The organism is Cupriavidus sp. 94F1 (genome assembly GCF_057798875.1).
The window spans coordinates 750,503-769,473 of record NZ_JBYOJT010000002.1 but is presented as its reverse complement, the minus strand read 5'-3'; the positions used below and the strand labels follow the sequence as shown (position 1 = coordinate 769,473).

The following is an 18,971-nucleotide window of genomic DNA, read 5'->3' as shown; positions in this document are numbered from 1 at the left end:
TGGAGACAGCATGGCGATCACCAAGCTCGCACACTATTCAATCCGCACGGCGGACCTCGAACGGTCGTGCGCATTCTACGAACGCATTCTCGGGTTCCGGCGTGGGTACCGGCCGCCGTTCGACTTCCCCGGCGCCTGGCTCTACATGGGCGACGACGAACGGGACTTCGGCACCGTGCACATCATCGGCATCGACCCGAGCAATCCGGCGGGGCTGACTGCCTATCTCGGCGACAAGGCGTTGCCGGAAGCCGGCACGGGCACCGTCGACCATATTGCCTTCCTGGCGACTGGCGTCACTGCCATGTGGCAGACGCTACGCGCCGAGGGCATCGCCTGGCGCGACCGCACCGTCCCCAGCCTGGGCTTGCACCAGGTATTCATCGAAGACCCGTCCGGCGTCACCATCGAACTCAACTACCCCGCCGAAGAAGTGGCAGGCCTGGCACTGCCGCAGCAATCGCAAGCCGAAGCAGGAGCCACAGCATGACGCCCATCCCATCATCCCCACGCAAGGCCATCATCATCGGCGGCTCCGTAGGCGGGCTGTTTGCCGCCAACCTTTTGACACGGGCTGGCTGGGAAGTCGAGATTTTCGAGCGCACGCCCGAAGCGCTGACCGGTCGTGGGGCCGGCATCGTCACGCACCCGGAACTGTTCGAAGCTTTGGCCGCTGCCGGCGTGACCGTCGACGACAGCATCGGCGTCTCGGTCAATACCCGCGTGACGCTGGCTCGCGATGGTAGTGCGGTTTCGGATCGTGAGCTGCCCCAGACGCTGACCGCCTGGGGCAAGATGTACGAGGTACTGGGTAAGGCGTTTCCGGATCTCTATCGCACCGGCGCGCATGTCACGGCGGTGGCATCGCACACCGGCCATGCGGAAGTCACGCTGCAGGATGGCTCGATACACCGCGCCGACATGGTGATCGCCGCCGATGGCTTCCGGTCCACTATCCGGGAACAACTGCTGCCGGCCGCTCAGCTGGAATACGCAGGCTATATCGCCTGGCGCGGACTGGTCGACGAGACCGACCTGACACCGGCGACGCACGCCGCGATATTCGACAAGTTCGCGTTCTGCCTGCCGCCGCATGAACAGATTCTCGGCTACCCGGTGGCTGGCGAGCGCAACAGCACCACGCTGGGCCAGCGACGGTTCAACTTCGTGTGGTACCGCGCCACCAGTGCCAACCAGTTAGCCGATCTGCTCACAGATGCCAACGGCAAATGCTGGTCCACCGGCATTCCTCCGGGCCTGATCCGTCCCGAGGTCATCGCCGACATGGAAAGCGCAGCGACTGACCTCCTAGCGCCCCAGTTTGCCGAAGTGGTGAGGCGGACTGCACACCCGCTGTTCCAGCCGATCTATGACCTCACCGTTTCGCAAATGGCGTTTGGTCGCGTGGCCCTGCTGGGTGACGCCGCCTTCGTGGCGCGGCCCCATTGCGGGATGGGCGTCACCAAGGCGGCCGGCGATGCGATGGCGCTCGCGCGCGCGCTGTCGGACGCGCCGACCATCGAGGCCGGGCTCGAAGCCTACAGCGCCGAACGCGTGCAGGTGGGCCAGGCCATTGTCGAGCACGCCCGCCACCTTGGCGCCTACATGCAGGCCCAACTGAAGAGCGACGAAGACCGCGCCATGGCCGAACGCTACCGAACCCCGGAAGCGGTCATGCGCGAGACCGCCGTGTCGCGCCGGTTCTGACCGCCAAGGACAACAACACAAGGAGACAACCATGCCTCAAGCCGCCCCACAGACCGCGCCCCCCGTCGCGCCTTACAACACCCATGAAGACCCGGAGGCCATCGACGCCCCGCTGGCACCGCATCCAATGTTGGGCCGCGCCGATTTCGAGCGACTGCACCGCACCCGGCGGCGCTTCTCGTGGTCACTGACCGCCGCGATGCTGCTGGTGTACTTCGGCTTCATCCTGACGCTGGCCTTCCGTCCCGACCTGCTCGCCATGCGGCTGGTACCGGACCAGCCGATGAGCATCGGCATTCCCGTCGGTTTCGGCATGTTCGCGTTCACCTTCGCGCTCGTCGCCATCTACGTGTATCGCACCAACACGGTCTACGACCGGATGATCGCGGACATCCGCGACGGAGAGCCGTCATGAATCGCACGCGCGCCTCTTTTGCCTTCTGCGCCGTACTGACGGTTGCCACGCCCGCCCTGGCTGCCACGCCGCCGGTGGGCCAGGGCCTGAACGGCATCGCCATCGCCATGTTCGTCGTCTTCGTGGTGGCCACGCTGGCCATCACTCGCTGGGCGGCCCGTCGTAACAACAGCGTGGCCGACCACTATGCCGCCGGCGGCAAGATCACCGCCATGCAGAACGGCTGGGCGATCGCCGGCGACTACATGTCCGCCGCCTCGCTGCTAGGCATCTCGGCGCTGGTGTTTACCAGCGGCTATGACGGCCTGATCTATTCCATCGGCTTTCTGGCCAGCTGGCCCATCATCCTGTTCCTGATTGCCGAGCCCTTACGCAATCTGGGGCGCTACACGCTGGCCGACGTGCTGTCGTATCGGCTGCGGCAACGGCCGATACGTGCGTTCTCGGCGTCGAGTTCCATCGTGATCGTGCTGCTGTACCTGGTCTCGCAGATGGTCGGTGCCGGCAAGCTCGTGGAACTGCTGTTCGGCTTCAACTACACGTCGGCTGTGGTGCTGGTTGGCGTGCTGATGGTCGTCTACGTGTTCTTCGGCGGCATGCTGGCCACCACCTGGATCCAGATCATCAAGGCGGTCATGCTGCTGGCCGGCTGCGCGTTCATGGCGTTCATGGTGATGAGCCGCTTTGGCTTCAGCCTGAACAGCCTGTTCGACCATGCCATCGCCGCCCACGGGAAGCAGGAAGCCATCATGCGCCCGGGCGGTCTGGTCTCCGATCCGGTCTCGGCGGTGTCGCTCGGTCTGGCGCTGATATTCGGCACGGCGGGGTTGCCTCATATCCTGATGCGCTTCTTCACGGTCAGTAACGTCAAGGCCGCGCGCAAGAGCGTGCTGTATGCCACCGGCATCGTCGGCATGGGCTACGCAATGATCATCATCATCGGCTTCGGGACGATTGCGCTGGTCGCCAAGGATCCGCTCTATCACACGCCTTCTGGCGCGGTGATTGGCGGCATCAACATGGTGGCCGTACACCTGGCCCACGCCGTGGGCGGCAGCGTTTTCCTGGGGTTCATCTGTGCGGTGGCGTTCTCGACAATCCTCGCCGTGGTGGCGGGCCTGACGCTGGCGGGCTCCTCCGCCATCTCGCACGACCTGTATGCCACGGTGATCTGCAAGGGCCGCGCGTCGGACAAGGACGAGATGCGTGTGTCGCGCATCACCACGCTGGTACTGGGCGTGCTGTCGATCCTGCTGGGCATCCTGTTCGAGAAGCAGACCATTGCGTTCATCGTGAGCCTGACATTCTCGATTGCTGCCAGTTCCAACTTCCCCGTGCTGCTGCTGTCGATCTATTGGCGCGGCCTGACTACGCGCGGGGCGGTCATGGGCGGCATGATGGGCCTGATTACCGCCGTGGTGCTGACGATCCTGAGCCCGACGGTATGGGTGCAGGTGCTCGGGCACGCGTCGGCCATCTATCCGTACGAGTATCCGGCACTGTTCTCGATGCTGGTGGCGTTTGCAGGCATCTACGTGTTCTCGGTGACCGATCGCTCAGCGCGCGGCGCGTGGGAACGCAACGCCTACCAGAACCAGCGCGTGGACTGCGAACTCGGTATCACGGCCAAGTCCGGCCACTGACGCGTGGCTGCCGACCTCGCTTCGAGGCGGCAGCCAGCGCGCTGGGGCGTCGCCTTTTCTTATTGATCGGGTGATTGGTAGAATCGGGCCATTACCCGAACAGCAGGCCCGAGAGAGACAGCCATGGAACGAAGCGCCACCGAAGGCATCGAAAAATCCACGCGGCGCCTGCTGCCTGAGCAGCGGGAGCAGCAGATTGTCGAGAAGGCCATCGAACACTTCACGCGAAATGGCTTCGGCGGCAGCACACGTGAGCTTGCCAAGCAGATCGGCGTCACACAGCCCCTTCTCTATCGGTATTTCGCCAGCAAGGACGCGCTGATCGAGCGTGTCTACAACGAGGTTTTCCAATGGCGTCCGGACTGGGATCGCCAGATCACGGACCGCTCCCTGCCGCTGACCGAACGGCTGTACGCCTTCTATCTGGACTATTCGTCGGTGATCCTGCGCGAGGAATGGATCCGGCTCTTTATCTTCGCCGGCCTGACTCACGAAGGCATCAATAACAAGTACCTCAGCAAGCTGCGCACCAAGGTATTCCTGCCGGTATTGGCCGAAGTCCGGGAGGCCTTCGACATCCCCGCGCCGCGCACCGCCGCTGAAACCGATGCCGAGATCGAGATGATCTGGAGCCTGCACGCTGCCATCTTCTATATCGGCGTGCGCAAATGGGTCTATGGGCTGAAGGTGCCGGCGGACATGGACGCCCTCATCAGGCAAAAGGTGGACATGTTCCTACTCGGCGCCCCTGCCGCCATGACGAAGATGCGTGGCGATAAGGGCTAGGCATCGCGTTCGGACACCTGGATGACTGGCAATGCGGCGCTCAGCGAGTCCTGACGATTTTGCAGGGCAGAGACCGGCCGTGAAGAGACGTGGATCGCGCAGGTAGAGAACTTCGGCCGCGAAGCTGGATGTTCGTTGCCATTCGGGTTCCCACAGGTACCGGTGTAACACCTGCGCGGCATAGTGTTCCGCCTGAACCCCGCTCCAAAAAACAAAACCCCGGAAGACCGCGATCTTCCGGGGTTCGCCGCCAATACAGATGTAGTGGCGGAGACGGAGGGATTCGAACCCTCGATCCAGGTTTTGGCCCGGATGCTCCCTTAGCAGGGGAGTGCCTTCGACCTCTCGGCCACGTCTCCCAAACTTTTGTTGTGCAAGGGAGGCTGCACAACAGAGCGCGTATTCTAGCTAGGCAGTCTCGACTGGTCAACGAATTTCTCGCGACCCGTGACAAATATCACAGCAATCCTGCCCCGCCAGAATATTCAGAAGCGGATCACGCCTGATCCAGCTCGAACACCTTGTGCAGCGCGCGCACGGCGAGCTCCATGTACTTCTCGTCGATCAGCACCGAGATCTTGATTTCCGACGTGGAGATCATCTGGATATTGATGCCCTCTTCGGACAGCGTGCGGAACATCTTGCTGGCGATGCCCACGTGCGAGCGCATGCCCACGCCCACCACCGACACCTTCGACACCTTCGGGTCGCCCGACACGCTGGCGGCGCCGATATGGGCCTTCACGCTGTCGTTCAGGATGGTCAGCGCGCGCTGGTAGTCGCCGCGCGGCACGGTGAACGTGAAGTCGGTCTTGCCGTCCACCGACTGGTTCTGGATGATCATGTCGACGTCGATGTTGGCGTCGGCGATCGGGCCCAGGATCTGGTAGGCGATGCCCGGCTTGTCCGGCACGCCCAGCACGGTGATCTTGGCCTCGTCACGGGCAAAGGCAATGCCGGAGATGACGGCTGCTTCCATTTCAGACTCTTCCTCAAAAGTAATCAGCGTGCCCGAATGCATTTCCTGTTCGAGCGGCATCAGGGGGTCGGTCAGCGACGACAGCACGCGGGTCTTCACGCGGTACTTGCCGGCGAATTCCACCGAGCGGATCTGCAGCACCTTCGAGCCCAGGCTGGCCATTTCCAGCATTTCCTCGAACGTGATCTGATCCAGCCGGCGCGCGTCCTCGACCACGCGCGGATCGGTCGTGTACACGCCGTCCACGTCGGTATAGATCAGGCACTCGTCCGCCTCGATGGCGGCGGCGATGGCCACGGCAGAGGTGTCCGAGCCACCGCGACCCAGCGTCGTGATGTTGCCTTCGGTATCGATGCCCTGGAAGCCGGTAACGACCACCACCTTGCCGGAATCCAGGTCGCCGAGGATGCGCTCGTCATCGATCGACTCGATACGGGCCTTGGTGAAGGCCGAATCGGTCTTCACCGGCACTTGCCAGCCGGTATAGCTGACCGCGTCGATACCTTCGCCGTGCAGCGCAATGGCCAGCAGCGCCACGCTGGCCTGCTCGCCCGTGGAGGCCAGCATGTCCAGTTCACGCGGGTCCGGCTGCGCGGAGATTTCCTTGGCAAGGCCAAGCAGGCGATTGGTCTCGCCCGACATGGCCGAAGGCACCACGACAACGCGGTGACCTGCGCGGTGCCACTTGGCCACGCGCTTGGCGACATTCTTGATGCGTTCCGTGGAACCCATCGAAGTGCCGCCGTATTTGTGAACGATGAGAGCCATCTTCTTGTCGACGCCAGCGATTGTGCAAAGCCGATGAAATTACACGAAGAGTGGCTAAGCGTAAAGGCCGAAGGGGCGAAAATCCCGCAAAAACGTCATTCATTTGACGTCATTTTTATGTGAATGAAATTCACATGCGGAATTATATCTGTCCCCATTTATCGGCTGGGCGTGCGTCTACTCCGCGCGGTCCGCCGGATCCGGCAGGGATATCCATGCGACACGCCAGCGCGGCGCGTGGGGTGCGTCGGCCGGCCAGCGGCGATGCATGCCCAGGCCTGCCGCAAGCACCAGCGTGTCGCGGCTCCAGAGCAGCGGCAGGTGGGCGCGCCGCCAGGCGGGGACATCGGCCTCCTGATACGCCTGCTTCAGCGCCCGTGCCGGTCCGCCCGGGCGCAGCACGATGCGTTCTCCCCCTGCCCTGGCGGCCAGCCGCAGCGGCGCCCGCAGCACGGCCTCCGGCACGCCGAAGGTGTCATCCCGGTCAAAGCGTAGTTCGCCACGCCAGGCCGGCACCACGATCCGTGCCTCGCCGCGCCATTCGAACGCGAACGGCGCCGGCACGCCGGCCGGCACGGCATGGCAGGCCAGTACGCGGCCTCGAAAACGGCGCAGCACCAGGCCATCGTGTGCGATAGCCGGCTCGCCGCCCTCATGTTCGATCAGTTGGGTGCGCATGGCGGCCAGGCGCGCGGTCGATGGCGGCTGGGCGCCGAGGTCGCGCAGCCAGAGCCGCAGCACCGCATCGGCATGCTCGGGCGGCAAGGCCCGCAGGCCCGCGAGGTCCAGTTCGGAAAGCGTATCGGTGTCGCGGCCGCTGCAGACCAGCCGGGCCAGGGACCGTGCGGCCAGTGCGTCGAGCATGCCGGCCGCCTGCGCAAAATGCGCAGCCGCCTGGGTGACGTTGTCGTACAGGCCTGGAAACGCCTGCAGCAGCGCCGGCAACTGGGCGCGCAGCGCATTGCGCGCAAAGCGCGTGTCGGTGTTCGACGGATCGTCGATCCAGCGCAGGCCGTGCGCCGCGCAGTAGGCGTCGATGTCGGCGCGCGGCACATCCAGCCAGGGCCGCAGCAGCCAGACCTCGCCATCGGATTCACCCAGCACGTCGAGCGGCCGGCTGGCAGGCATGCCAGCCATGCCGGCGACGCCGGTGCCTCGAAACAGCCGCAGCAGCACCGTTTCCACCTGGTCGTCGCGATGATGGGCGAACAGCAGCAGCCGGGCGCCCTGCTCGCGACACATCCGGCCCAGTGCCGCGTGCCGCGCACGCCGTGCGGCAGCCTCGATGCCCTCGCCGGCCGTGGGCTGCACGGTCACGCGTGTGGTGGCCAGCGGCACCCGCAGGTCGGTGCACAGCGCGGCACAGAAACGGTCCCAGTCGTCGGCCTGGGCCTGCAGGCCGTGATGCACGTGCAGCGCCACCACGCGCGCCAGCGGCCATGCCGCAGCCAGCGCAGCGCGTGCCGCGTGCAGCAGCGCCACCGAATCGCGGCCACCAGACAACGCCACGGCCACGGTAAAGGGCCGCTCGGCCTCAGAAACAACAAAGGCCGCACTGGCCTGGACAGCCTGTGCGACCTTGTCGGTCAGACGCGCGGCGAGGCGCGTCGCGTCTTCGGCGCTCACATCACTCCTGGGCGCCGGTTTCCTTGAATTTGCCATAGGCCATCAGGCGCTCGTGGCGGCGAGCCTGCAGTTCCTTGACACTCATGCCCTGGAACTGGCGCAGCGATTCGGCCAGCGTGCGCTTGAGCATCGTCGCCATGCCCTTCGGATCGCGATGCGCGCCGCCCAGCGGCTCGTTGATGATCTTGTCGATCAGGCCCAGCGCCTTCAGGCGATGCGCGGTCAGGCCCAGCGCCTCGGCGGCTTCGGGCGCCTTCTCGGCGGTCTTCCACAGGATGGACGCGCAGCCTTCCGGCGAGATCACGGCGTACGTGGCGAACTGCAGCATCTGCACGACGTCGCCCACGGCAATCGCCAGCGCACCGCCCGAACCGCCTTCGCCGATGATCGTGGCGATCAGTGGCACCTTCAGCCCGGCCATCACATAGAGGTTATGGCCGATGGCTTCCGACTGGCCGCGCTCCTCGGCGTCGATGCCCGGGAACGCGCCCGGCGTGTCGACAAACGTGAAGATCGGCAGGCCGAACTTGTCGGCCAGTTCCATCAGGCGCTTGGCCTTGCGGTAGCCCTCGGGCTTCGACATGCCGAAGTTGCGCAGCGCGCGTTCCTTCGTGTCGCGGCCCTTCTGGTGGCCGATGACCATGCAGGCCTGGCCATTGAAGCGCGCCAGGCCGCCCACGATCGACAGATCGTCGGCAAACGACCGGTCGCCGTGCAATTCATGGAAGTCGGTGAAGATCTCGCGCACGTAATCCAGCGTGTACGGACGCTGGGGGTGACGCGCGATCTGCGCAACCTGCCACGGGGTCAGGTTGGCATAGATATCCTTGGTCAGCTGCTGGCTCTTGCCGGCCAGCCGCGAAATCTCTTCGGAAATATCGACAGCCGAATCGTCCTGCACAAAACGCAGTTCTTCGATCTTTGCCTCGAGCTCGGCAATCGGCTGCTCAAAATCCAGGAAGGTGGTTTTCATAAAGACGCGGACCTGTCTGTGAAGGGGCGCATTCTACCGGAAAAAATCCAGAAATCCGCCGCCCAATATGTTGATTCTTATACATTTTTGGCAAGAATCAACGCCGTCACTACTGCAACCTGCCCGATCCAGTAACTAATACGTCACTGGCAGCGGGTCCAGACTGCGCCACATATACCAGGTGGCCACCGTGCGCCACGGCTCCCAGTTGGCCGCCACCTCGCGCGCTTCGCTTCGCGTGACGGGTTCGCCACTGAAGTAATTGGTCGAGATCGCATTGATCAGCCCGACGTCATCGAGCGGCAGCACGTTGGGGCGCATCAGATTGAACATCAGGAACATCTCGGCCGTCCAGCGGCCGATGCCGCGGATCTGGGTCAGCTCGGCGATCACCGCCTCGTCGTCCATGCCGGCCCATTCCTTGACGTGGACCGTGCCGGCCTTGAAATGCTCGGCCAGGTCGGTAATGTACTCGGCCTTGCGCTTCGACAGGCCACAGCCGGCCAGTTGTTCCGTACCGGCCTTCAGGAACTGGGCCGGGGTCAAGCGCGGGCACAGCGTAACCAGGCGCTCCCAGACGGACTGGGCGGCCTTGACCGAAATCTGCTGGCCGACGATCGAGCGGGCCAGCGTAATGAACGGATCGTCGCGCGACACCAGGTGCGCGGGCCCGTACGTGGGAATCATCTTGCGCAGGATACGGTCGCGCTTCATCAGGTCCGCGCAGGCTTCGTCCCAATAGGCCGGCCGCACGGCGTCGACCACTGTTTCGACCGGCAGCGGAACGGCCTGCGCCTCCGGCAGGTCGGGCTTGCGCGACTTGCCGGCGGCCTTGGCCGCGGCGGGTGCCTTCGCCGGTACCTTGGGCGCCTGCCTGGCCGCAGTCTTGCCGGCGGGCCTGGGCGCCACGGCAGCGGCCTTCGGCTTGCGCGCGGCAGCGTTCAAGCACGCCTCCACTCGGTGGCGCCGCCTGGCTTGTCTTCGAGCACCACGCCGGCCGCCAGCAGGTCCGCACGGATGCGATCCGCCTCGGCGAAATTGCGCGCGGCCTTGGCCGTACGGCGCGCGGCGATCTGCGCGTCGATCTGCTCGGCACTCAGCCCATCGGCGGCGGCCGCCCCACCCTGCAGGAAGGTATGCGGGTCGCGCTCCAGCAGGCCCAGGGTGCCGGCCAGCGCCTTGAGCTGGTGGGCGGCCTGGGTCGAGCCCGTGCGATTGACCTCGCTGGCCAGGTCGAACAGCACCGACATGGCGATCGGCGTGTTGAAGTCGTCATTCATCGCGTCGGCAAAACGCCGCGCGTGCGGCTCGGCCCAATCCACCGCGCAACCGCCGGGCTGCGTTTCCTTGAGCGCCGTGTACAGGCGCGTCAGCGCATGGCGGGCGTCGTCCAGGTGGGCGTCGCTGTAGTTCAGCGGGCTGCGGTAGTGCGCGCGCAGGATGAAGAAGCGCACGACCTCGGGGTCGTACTGCTTCAGGACTTCGCGGATCGTGAAGAAATTGCCTAGCGATTTCGACATCTTCTCGTCATTGATACGCACGAAGCCGTTGTGCATCCACATGTTCACAAACGGCTTGCCGCTGGCGCCTTCCGACTGCGCGATCTCGTTCTCATGGTGCGGGAACTGCAGGTCGGCGCCCCCACCATGGATGTCGAAGTGCTCGCCCAGCAGCGTGCAGCTCATGGCGGAGCACTCAATGTGCCAGCCCGGGCGGCCGCTGCCCCACTTCGAATCCCACTTGCTCTCGGGCGGCTCGCTTTCCTTGGCCGATTTCCACAGCACGAAGTCCAGCGGGTCCTGCTTGGCGTCGTTGGCGCTGACGCGCTCGCCCGCGCGCAGGTCTTCCAGCGACTTGCCGGACAACCTGCCGTAGCCCGGGAACTTGCGCACCGAATAGTTCACGTCGCCGTCGGCGGCCTGGTACGCCAGGCCCCTGGCTTCGAGCTTTTCGATGATATTGAGCATCTGCGGCACGAATTCCGTGGCGCGCGGCTCATAATCGGGCCGGATCACGCCCAGCGCGGCGGCGTCCTCATGCATGTACTGGATGAAGCGCGTGGTCAGCTGGCCGATGGTCTCGCCATTCTCGGCGGCGCGACGGATGATCTTGTCGTCGATATCGGTGATGTTCTGCACGTACGTCACATCGTAGCCCGCGGCACGCAGCCAGCGATGCACCATGTCGAACACCACCATCACGCGTGCGTGGCCCACGTGGCAGTAGTCGTACACGGTCATGCCGCACACGTACATGCGGACCTTGCCCGGTTCGATAGGCACGAAAGGCTGCTTCTCACGCGCGAGCGTGTTGTAGATGTTCAGTTGCTGCATGGAGCGATGTGATTGGGTGACGATGCGGTGCGCGCCATGGCGCACGGGCCCCATATCTTACCGGAAGGTTGTCGGGCCGGCCTCAGGCGGGTCTCGGCATTGCGCCGGGTCCTGCACGCCGTGCCGCTTTGCTAGAATGCCGCGGAGTATAACGGACCGCCCTTACATGAGCCTGCTTCTGCCTTCCACCATCCTTGCAACGGCCCGCCGCCGCGCCGGCCTGTCCGCCCTCCGTGCCGCCGGCGGCACGCTGGCGATGGCGGCAGCCCTGGCGGCGGCCCCGGCCCTGGCGCAGAACGGGCCGGTATCCCTGCCCGCCCCGCTGGCGCCGCCCAGCGGCGTGGTGTCCACGGACCCCGGCATGGTCCCGGCGCAGAAGGCCGTCAACGACAAACGCTACGACGACGCCATCAAGGGCTTCGACAAGGTGCTGGCCACCAACCCGCGCAACGCCCAGGCCCGCTTCCAGCGCGCATGGGCCATGGCGCAGGCGGGCCATGACGACCAGGCCATCCAGGCCTTTGCCGAAATGGCACAGGACTTCCCCGAGCTGCCCGAACCGCACAACAACCTGGCCCTGCTCTACGCCAAACGCGGCGACCTGAAGCGTGCCGAGGCCGAACTGCTGCTGGCCATCGACGCCAAGCCCGACTACGCCATCGCCTACAGCAACCTGGGCGATGTCTACCGCCGCCTGGCCGAGAAGGCCTATGGCGACGCCGTACGGCGCAACCCGGCCGACGCGCGCGCCGCTGCGGGCCTGCGCCAACTGGGCGCGACCCCTGCGGCAGCCCCGGCGCCGGCTTCTTCGCCGGCCGCAGCCCCACGTTCGCGCAAGGCACCGGCCAGCGCGCCGGTGGCCCGCTAGACACCCGGGCAATGCCGGCGTCATCGGCGCCGGCACCTGCCCGAACCGCTCACTGCATCGCAAGACGGAGTTCCAGAGATGACCCTTTCCCGCCGCATCGTCCTGGCTGGCCTGGTGGCCGCCACCGCCGCACTGTCCCCGCTGGCCGTCCTGGCCCAGGGTGCCAGCCCGGCCGCCGCCCAGAAGACCGAGCGTGTGCAATTCGTCACCAGCGCCGGCAAGTTCACCGTCGAGGTGTATCCCGACGCGGCCCCGAAGACGGTCGCGAACTTCATGGAATATGTGAAGAGCGGCTTCTACAACGGCACCATCTTCCACCGCGTGATCAACGGCTTCATGGTGCAGGGCGGCGGCTTCGACCGCGACATGAAGGAAAAGCCCACGCGCGCACCGATTCCGCTGGAAGCGCAGAATGGCCTGAAGAACAAGGCCGGCACGGTGGCCATGGCGCGCACGTCGAATCCGAATTCCGCCACCGCGCAGTTCTTCGTCAATGTGGTGGATAATCCGAACCTCGACTACCCGCAGCCCGATGGCAACGGATATGCCGTATTCGGCAAGGTGGTGGAAGGCATGGACACGATCGACAAGATCAAGACCACCCCGACCACGGCTTACGGCGCCATGCGCAACGTGCCGGCCGCGCCGATCACGATCGAGTCCGCCACCGTCGTCACCAAGTAATACCGCGCGCATCGCGCGCGGCCATAACCGTCACCGAACAGAGGTAACCCATGAGCAAGGTACAACTCCAAACGACGCAAGGCGTCATCACGATCGAACTGGACGCCGAAAAGGCCCCCAAGACGGTGGAGAACTTCCTGTCGTACGTGCGCAAGGGCCACTATGACAACACGGTCTTCCATCGCGTGATCAAGAACTTCATGATCCAGGGCGGCGGCTTCGAGCCGGGCATGAAGCAGAAGGACACCGATGCCCCGATCGAGAACGAGGCCGGCAATGGCCTGAAGAACGACCGCTACACGGTTGCCATGGCCCGCACGAACGCGCCGCATTCGGCCACGGCCCAGTTCTTCATCAACGTGGTGGACAACGACTTCCTGAACTTCAGCTCGCCCACGCCGCAAGGCTTCGGCTATGCCGTGTTCGGCAAGGTCGTGGAAGGCACCGACGTCGTGGACGCCATCAAGGGCGTGCGCACGGGCACCTCGGGCTTCCACCAGGACGTGCCGATGGAGGACGTGGTGATCCAGAAGGCCACCATCGTCGAATAATCCGACGGCAACGTTCCTTTCGATGGCGGCATGCCGCTCGCGGTGAACACACCCCTCCGAAACGCATGACCGCATCCCACCGCACGCCGGCGGCCGCACCGATCGAGGTGCAGGCGCCGGCGTGGTTCATTTCCGACCTGCATCTGACACCCGGCATGCCGCGCACGCTGGCCGCCTTCCAGCGGGTGCTGGACCAGGCTGCCCGTCAGGCGGGCACGCTGTTCATCCTGGGTGATTTCTTCGAGTTCTGGGTGGGCGACGAGGAGACCGAGACACCGTTCGCGGGCGAGGTGGCGGCGGCCCTGCGCCGGCTGGCCCACGCCGGCGTGCCGGTCTACCTGATGCACGGTAATCGCGATTTCCTGATTGGCCGGCGCTTTGCCGACGCGGCAGGCGCCACGCTGCTGCCGGACCCTTCAGTTATCCATTGCGCCGGGCAACGCGTGGTGCTGAGCCACGGCGACATGCTCTGCACCGACGATCCGCGCTACATCCGCTTCCGCAACTGGACCCGCAAGGGCTGGGTGCAGCGGCTGTTTCTGGCCCTGCCGATGTCCACGCGGCTGAAGATCGCGCGCCGGCTGCGTGCCGACAGCGAGGCTGGCCGGGCTGGCCAGCCGGAAGGCGCCGCGCCGCCCGACTATGGCGATGCCGCCCCCGCTGCCGTCGATGCGCTGCTGGCTTCCAGCGGCGCCCCTACCCTGATCCACGGCCACACGCACCGGCCGGCCCGCCACGCCCACGCACGGGGCGACCGCTGGGTGCTGACCGACTGGGATCTCGATGGCCGCCACCCACGCGCGGCCGTGCTGCAGCTCGATACCGGCGGCTTCACGTTGCTGCCGCAGGTGGACTGACGATGCCGTCCGCCCCGCGATCCGTGCCGCGCCGCACGGCGTGCCAGTCCGTCGCCCAGACGCCTATTTCATCAGCTTGCGCAGTTCGCTCGCGTCGAAGCGGTCGTTCGGGGTGTTCTCGAGATGCTCGCCGAGCCGGTCTAGCGCGGCCAGCACGGCCTCGATGCGGTCATGTTGCTTGGCCGCGTTGTCGATCAGGCTCTTGAGCGCCAGCGATACCGGATCGTCGGCGTTCGGCGTGATGCCGTAGGCCGAGAATTCCTGCTTCGCGCCCTGCTGCTGCGGTGGCGCGTCGGGCATGATGATGCGGGCCGGAATGCCCACGGCGGTGGCGCCCGGCGGCACCGGCTTGAGCACCACGGCATTCGAGCCCACCCGGGCGCCATCGCCCACCACGAATCCGCCCAGCACCTTGGCCCCGGCACTGACCACCACGCCGGCACCCAGCGTCGGATGGCGCTTCTGGCCCTTGTAAAGCGACGTGCCGCCCAGCGTCACCCCCTGGTAGATCGTGCAGTCGTCGCCAATTTCGGCGGTTTCCCCGATCACCACGCCCATCCCGTGATCGATGAATACGCGGCGGCCCAGCCTGACCGCCGGATGGATCTCGATGCCGGTCAGCCAGCGCGACCAGTGCGAGATCCAGCGCCCGAGCCAGTGGAATCCACTGCCCCAGCACGCATGGGCCACGCGGTGAAAAATCACGGCGTGCAGCCCCGGATAGCAGGTCAGGACCTCCAGGCGGCTGCGTGCGGCGGGGTCGCGCCGCATGATGGCATCGATATCTTCCTTCAGGCGAGTGAACATCTTCGTCGTGTCGTGTTGCCGCGCCGATGCGCCGTTCGCACAACGTGCAAACGGTCGCCGGCGCGGTCAGGAGCCGGTCTTGTGCTTCTTGATTGCTTGGGGGACGGCCTGGGCGCGTGCGAGCAGGGAGTGTAAGAGATTTGTGCGCCTGCCGCCGGGCCCTGAGGCCATCAGGGCTTTTCGGGTCGCGACGGCTTCAACATCGCGCCGGCTGACCCACGCACGCGCGAACGCCGCTCCGGCCGAGGGCGGGGCCGATGGCGTTGCTGCGCATGTCGTATGCCGGGATGGAAATCACGGTTCAGCCTTCCTTGTTGCCGTCTGTCTGCGTGCCTTGCCGGCCGGCACCTTCGTCACCGTCGCGCGCCAGCAGCATGCGCTTGGCGATGCCGCGCAGGATGTTGACCTCTTCGCGCTCAAGCCCGGCGCGGGCGAACATTCGCCGCAGACGCGGCATCAGCTTGCGCGGGTTGTCCGGATCGAGAAATCCGATGGCGACCAGCCCCGCCTGGAGATGGCCGAACATCGATTCGACCTGTTCCGCCGTGGCGGGCTCACCAGCATAGCCGATATTCGGCGTGCCGTCCGACGCGTCGGCCTGCGCCGGCTCGGCTTCCAGCAGCGCCAGCCGCATTTCGTAGGCGATCAGCTGCACCGCCTGCGCCAGGTTCAGCGACGCGTACGCGGGGTTGGCGGGAATATGGGTCACGGCCGAACAGCGCAGTACCGCCTCGTTAGGCAATCCGTAACGCTCGTTGCCGAAGACGAAGGCAATGATGCCCCCGCCATCGGCCGCCAGCATCGCCTGGCCCCGTGCGGCGGCGGCGCGCGGCAACAGCCGCGGCGGGCCGAATTCGCGCTGTCGCGCGGTCATCGCCACCGTGAACGCCGTGCCAGCCAGCGCGCTTTCCACATCGTCGACGATGCGGGCGCCGGCCAGCACGTCATCGGCGCCGCTGGCCATCGCCACCGCATCCGGATGCGTCAGCACGCCGGGCTCGCGTGGCGACACCAGCACTAGGCTGCCGGGCTGCCCGCCAAAGCCCATGGTTTTCATCGCCCGCGCCACCGAGCCCACGTTGCCGGGGTGGCTGGTTTCCACCAGCACCACGCGCACGCGCGAGAAGATGCCTGATGCGCCACTTGCAGAGGTCGCTACGGGAATGGGTTCAGCCTGGGAATTCAATGCTTCAGTCATCTGGGATGCCCCTGCCGCGGCGTTTGCCGCCGTCGGCTCGTACAGCGGGCCGGGTTCCTATACAATGGCGCCTTCCAATTGCGGTGCGGCGCCCCACCAGGCGACGCCCCTTGTTCTTCTACAATCCGTTGTGCTGTTCGGCCACTGCCGGGCGGTTCGCGCGCCAACCGCCCATTGCCGGCGGATGCCGCTGCTGCGAATCATGTCCTGCGCGGCCCCTGGAGAGATTCATGCATCCGATGCTCAATATCGCCGTCAAGGCGGCCCGCAAGGCGGGATCCATCATCAACCGCGCGTCGATCGACGTCGATCTGGTCCGCGTTTCGCGCAAACAGCACAACGATTTCGTGACCGAAGTCGACCGCGCGGCCGAAGCCGCCGTCATCGAGATCATCCGCACCGCGTACCCCGAGCACGCCATTCTAGCGGAAGAGTCCGGCCAATCCTGGGCCGAGGGCGACGACCAGCACGAATTCACCTGGGTGATCGATCCGCTGGACGGCACCACCAACTTCATCCACGGCTTTCCGCAATACGCAGTGTCCATCGGCCTGCTGCACAAGGGCGTGCCGTCGCAGGCGGTGGTCTACGACCCCACGCGCGACGAACTGTTCACGGCCAGCAAGGGCGCCGGCGCATTCCTGAACAACCGCCGCATCCGCGTCACGCGCCGCGACAAGCTGGCCGATTGCCTGATCGGCACGGGCTTCCCGTTCCGTGACCTCGAAGGCATGGACGAATACCTTGAAATCTTCGCGCTGATGACGCGCAGCTGCGCGGGCCTGCGTCGCCCGGGCGCCGCCGCGCTGGACCTGGCCTATGTGGCATGCGGCCGCCTGGACGGTTTCTTCGAGCGCGGCCTGAAGCCGTGGGACATGGCCGCGGGCATGCTGCTGATCACCGAGGCCGGCGGCCTGGTGGGCAACTACAACGGCGAATCGCGCCAGATGGAACAAGGCGAGGTGCTGGCCGGCAACCCGAAGGCCTTCGCCCAGATGGTGCGCCTGCTGTCGCCGTTCTCGCTGGATAACGTCAAGCCGTCGCTGAAGCCGATCGGCGAATAAAAAGCCGGCGCAGCACGATAAAGCTGGCCCCTAGCCGGCGGAATCGAGCGAACACGCGGTTGGCAGGTGCTGCGCCGTCACGGCGCCGCTGCCGACCCGGACCGCGCAGTTCCACGTGCCGTCAGCCAACCGGCCCACCGTCAGCCGGGTGCCCCTGAGCGCCGGATGCACGTCACCATCGAGCGTGACGACAATGCTGCCCGATCCGTCCGCATTGAACGCGAACCGGTTGGGCGTGGCGGTCAGCTGCGATGGCACGTAGCCGAGCGACGCGACCGGGTCCGGAAAGGCGTTCTGGCCGTCGTGCAGGCGTTCTTCCACCGGAATCTTGTACGCCGAAGCCTCCCAGAAGGCGCGGCCGATTTCCGACTTCACCACAAAATCCTGATACGTCGGAATGGCGATCGCGGCAAGAATGCCCACGATCGCCACCACGATCATCAGTTCGATCAGCGCGAATCCACGGCGCAGCGATGGCCGCCAGGCCATGCACCCCACCGGGCCCCCTGCCGCGGCCCTCCCCGGCCATTCTCCCGTCGTTGCTTTTGTCATGTTGCGACCCGTCTTGTTGCCGGCCTCTGCGTGCCGGTACGCCTGATCCATCCACGAACCATGCCAGGCCGGTTTCGCTGGCGAAGTGACAGTTTTCGTCGGAAATGTCCGGTTAGCCGCAGTCGCGACTGACAAGTTTGCAGCGCGTTGGCGATGCGGGTGACAAATCTCGTCGTAGGCGACGCATTTTGAGAATCCGGCCCGAGACTTCCGCGCCGGGGCCGCATAGAGTCTCCTTCCATAAACAAATCGCTTGCGCCCCCTTCATCACCGTGTGTATATTTACACACGGATCGCCTGAAGGAGGCACTTTTGCATTCAATGGCCTTGATCCGCCTGCTGGAACGTGAGGGATGGCGCCTGGTGCGCTGCAAGGGTAGTCATCTCACCTACAAGCACCCGTCGCGCGCGCAGATCGTCACCGTGCCGCATCCGAAGAAGGACCTGCCGACCGGCACCGTCCGCAGCATCATGAGGACGGCGCGGCTGGTATGACTGGCGCACAACGCATGGAGAGCAACGACATGGAATTTCCGATTGCCATTCACAAGGACCCCGAAAGCATCTACGGGGTGACGGTGCCCGACGTGGCGGGCTGCTATTCGTCCGGTGACACGGTCGAGGACGCCATCCGCAATGCGCGCGAGGCCATCATCAGCCACTTCGAGGTGCTGCTGTCTCTGGGCGAGGCGGTCACCCTGACGGCCACGCCGATCGCCGAACTGGCCGAGCGGCCCGAATTCGCCGGCGCCATCTGGGCCCTGGCCGACATCGACCTGGCCATGCTCGACAACCGGCCAGAGCGCATCAACATCAGCCTGCCCCGCTTCGTGCTGCACAAGATCGACACCTTCGTCGGTGCCCGCCACGAGACACGCAGCGGCTTTCTGGCGCGCGCCGCGCTGGAAGCCATGGCCAGTGACGCATGAGCCTGCGCAAAGGCCCGGAATTCCCAAGCAAAAATGAGAATCGGGGACGAGGTTCCGAGAGGGGCTGGCGGTAAAATGCCGCTTTGCGCCGCGAGCCCGAACAGGCTGGTGATGCCGGGGGCGCCCCGCGCGTCCGCCCGACAGCCTGCCTGGCCACCCGCAGCAACCGATATACCGGCGGCCCCACCGTGGCGCCGCCCGAGAGGAATGCATGTCCGCTGAAGCCCTTTC

Annotated in this window: 20 protein-coding genes and 1 tRNA gene; 12 read left to right on the top strand and 9 right to left on the bottom strand. The window is 65.6% G+C overall.

The features are described 5' to 3' along the window. Positions 1–10 precede the first annotated feature (10 nt). The 5 genes from AC3FJ6_RS07670 (at position 11) to AC3FJ6_RS07650 (ending at position 4,551) form a co-directional block, all read left to right on the top strand. On the top strand, positions 11–490 hold the full coding sequence (locus tag AC3FJ6_RS07670; protein ID WP_488771375.1) for a VOC family protein: 480 nt from the start codon (positions 11–13) through the stop codon (positions 488–490). Next, on the top strand, positions 487–1,707 hold the full coding sequence (locus AC3FJ6_RS07665) for an FAD binding domain-containing protein (RefSeq protein WP_488771346.1): 1,221 nt from the start codon (positions 487–489) through the stop codon (positions 1,705–1,707). The genes AC3FJ6_RS07670 and AC3FJ6_RS07665 overlap by 4 nt, the downstream gene beginning before the upstream one ends. A 31-nt stretch (positions 1,708–1,738) precedes the next feature. Beyond that, positions 1,739–2,122 carry a DUF485 domain-containing protein gene (locus AC3FJ6_RS07660; protein WP_488771345.1) on the top strand — a complete coding sequence of 128 codons (384 nt, stop codon included), beginning with the start codon at positions 1,739–1,741 and terminating at the stop codon, positions 2,120–2,122. After that, positions 2,119–3,765 (top strand): cation/acetate symporter ActP, encoded by a 1,647-nt coding sequence (actP, locus tag AC3FJ6_RS07655; protein ID WP_488771344.1) that lies wholly within the window; start codon positions 2,119–2,121, stop codon positions 3,763–3,765. Before AC3FJ6_RS07660 ends, actP begins: the two co-directional genes overlap by 4 nt. Before the next feature lie 123 nt (positions 3,766–3,888). Then, positions 3,889–4,551: a TetR/AcrR family transcriptional regulator gene (locus AC3FJ6_RS07650; protein WP_488771343.1), complete on the top strand. Its 663-nt coding sequence runs from the start codon at positions 3,889–3,891 to the stop codon at positions 4,549–4,551. Positions 4,552–4,816: 265 nt separating this feature from the next. On the opposite strand, the gene AC3FJ6_RS07645 is transcribed toward AC3FJ6_RS07650, so the two are convergent. The 6 genes from AC3FJ6_RS07645 to cysS all read right to left on the bottom strand — a co-directional run bounded on the left by AC3FJ6_RS07645 (position 4,817) and on the right by cysS (position 11,230). After that, a tRNA-Ser gene (locus AC3FJ6_RS07645) sits at positions 4,817–4,910 on the bottom strand. A 137-nt stretch (positions 4,911–5,047) separates the two neighbouring features. Then, positions 5,048–6,298 carry an aspartate kinase gene (locus tag AC3FJ6_RS07640; RefSeq protein ID WP_092596136.1) on the bottom strand — a complete coding sequence of 417 codons (1,251 nt, stop codon included), beginning with the start codon at positions 6,296–6,298 and terminating at the stop codon, positions 5,048–5,050. Between the two features lie 177 nt (positions 6,299–6,475). After that, positions 6,476–7,960, bottom strand: coding sequence for a tRNA lysidine(34) synthetase TilS (gene tilS / locus AC3FJ6_RS07635; RefSeq protein ID WP_488771342.1), 1,485 nt, complete (start codon positions 7,958–7,960; stop codon positions 6,476–6,478). Further along, entirely contained in the window at positions 7,926–8,897 is a 972-nt protein-coding gene (locus AC3FJ6_RS07630) for an acetyl-CoA carboxylase carboxyltransferase subunit alpha (RefSeq protein WP_092596150.1), read from the bottom strand. The genes tilS and AC3FJ6_RS07630 overlap by 35 nt, the downstream gene beginning before the upstream one ends. A 135-nt stretch (positions 8,898–9,032) precedes the next feature. Continuing rightward, positions 9,033–9,842: a DNA-3-methyladenine glycosylase family protein gene (locus tag AC3FJ6_RS07625; protein ID WP_153948895.1), complete on the bottom strand. Its 810-nt coding sequence runs from the start codon at positions 9,840–9,842 to the stop codon at positions 9,033–9,035. Next, positions 9,839–11,230 (bottom strand): cysteine--tRNA ligase, encoded by a 1,392-nt coding sequence (gene cysS, locus AC3FJ6_RS07620; protein ID WP_488771341.1) that lies wholly within the window; start codon positions 11,228–11,230, stop codon positions 9,839–9,841. The genes AC3FJ6_RS07625 and cysS overlap by 4 nt, the downstream gene beginning before the upstream one ends. Before the next feature lie 166 nt (positions 11,231–11,396). On the opposite strand from cysS, the gene AC3FJ6_RS07615 reads away from it, so the two are divergent. From AC3FJ6_RS07615 to AC3FJ6_RS07600, 4 genes are all read left to right on the top strand, one after another. Continuing rightward, on the top strand, positions 11,397–12,098 hold the full coding sequence (locus AC3FJ6_RS07615) for a tetratricopeptide repeat protein (RefSeq protein ID WP_488771340.1): 702 nt from the start codon (positions 11,397–11,399) through the stop codon (positions 12,096–12,098). 78 nt (positions 12,099–12,176) lie between these two features. After that, on the top strand, positions 12,177–12,782 hold the full coding sequence (locus tag AC3FJ6_RS07610; protein ID WP_488771339.1) for a peptidylprolyl isomerase: 606 nt from the start codon (positions 12,177–12,179) through the stop codon (positions 12,780–12,782). A gap of 50 nt (positions 12,783–12,832) precedes the next feature. Next, positions 12,833–13,333 (top strand): peptidylprolyl isomerase, encoded by a 501-nt coding sequence (locus tag AC3FJ6_RS07605; RefSeq protein WP_153948899.1) that lies wholly within the window; start codon positions 12,833–12,835, stop codon positions 13,331–13,333. A gap of 65 nt (positions 13,334–13,398) precedes the next feature. Further along, positions 13,399–14,190, top strand: coding sequence for a UDP-2,3-diacylglucosamine diphosphatase (locus AC3FJ6_RS07600; RefSeq protein ID WP_488771338.1), 792 nt, complete (start codon positions 13,399–13,401; stop codon positions 14,188–14,190). Positions 14,191–14,253: 63 nt separating this feature from the next. Here AC3FJ6_RS07600 and cysE read toward each other — a convergent pair whose 3' ends face one another. Together cysE and AC3FJ6_RS07590 are read right to left on the bottom strand one after the other, a co-directional pair. Beyond that, positions 14,254–14,997, bottom strand: a complete 744-nt coding sequence (cysE, locus tag AC3FJ6_RS07595) for a serine O-acetyltransferase (protein WP_488771337.1) — start codon at positions 14,995–14,997, stop codon at positions 14,254–14,256. Positions 14,998–15,298: 301 nt separating this feature from the next. Beyond that, on the bottom strand, positions 15,299–16,195 hold the full coding sequence (locus AC3FJ6_RS07590; RefSeq protein ID WP_488771335.1) for an RNA methyltransferase: 897 nt from the start codon (positions 16,193–16,195) through the stop codon (positions 15,299–15,301). A gap of 230 nt (positions 16,196–16,425) precedes the next feature. Here AC3FJ6_RS07590 and AC3FJ6_RS07585 point away from each other — a divergent pair, with 230 nt between their 5' ends. After that, a complete protein-coding gene (locus AC3FJ6_RS07585; protein ID WP_153948903.1) occupies positions 16,426–17,259 on the top strand; it encodes an inositol monophosphatase family protein in 834 nt (277 codons plus the stop codon). A 30-nt stretch (positions 17,260–17,289) separates the two neighbouring features. Here AC3FJ6_RS07585 and AC3FJ6_RS07580 read toward each other — a convergent pair whose 3' ends face one another. After that, entirely contained in the window at positions 17,290–17,862 is a 573-nt protein-coding gene (locus tag AC3FJ6_RS07580) for a pilin (RefSeq protein ID WP_488771333.1), read from the bottom strand. A gap of 261 nt (positions 17,863–18,123) precedes the next feature. Between AC3FJ6_RS07580 and AC3FJ6_RS07575 the strand changes: the two genes are divergently transcribed. After that, positions 18,124–18,306 carry a type II toxin-antitoxin system HicA family toxin gene (locus AC3FJ6_RS07575; RefSeq protein WP_153948904.1) on the top strand — a complete coding sequence of 61 codons (183 nt, stop codon included), beginning with the start codon at positions 18,124–18,126 and terminating at the stop codon, positions 18,304–18,306. Positions 18,307–18,335: 29 nt separating this feature from the next. Beyond that, positions 18,336–18,740 (top strand): type II toxin-antitoxin system HicB family antitoxin, encoded by a 405-nt coding sequence (locus AC3FJ6_RS07570; protein WP_488771331.1) that lies wholly within the window; start codon positions 18,336–18,338, stop codon positions 18,738–18,740. The last annotated feature ends 231 nt before the right edge of the window (positions 18,741–18,971 follow it).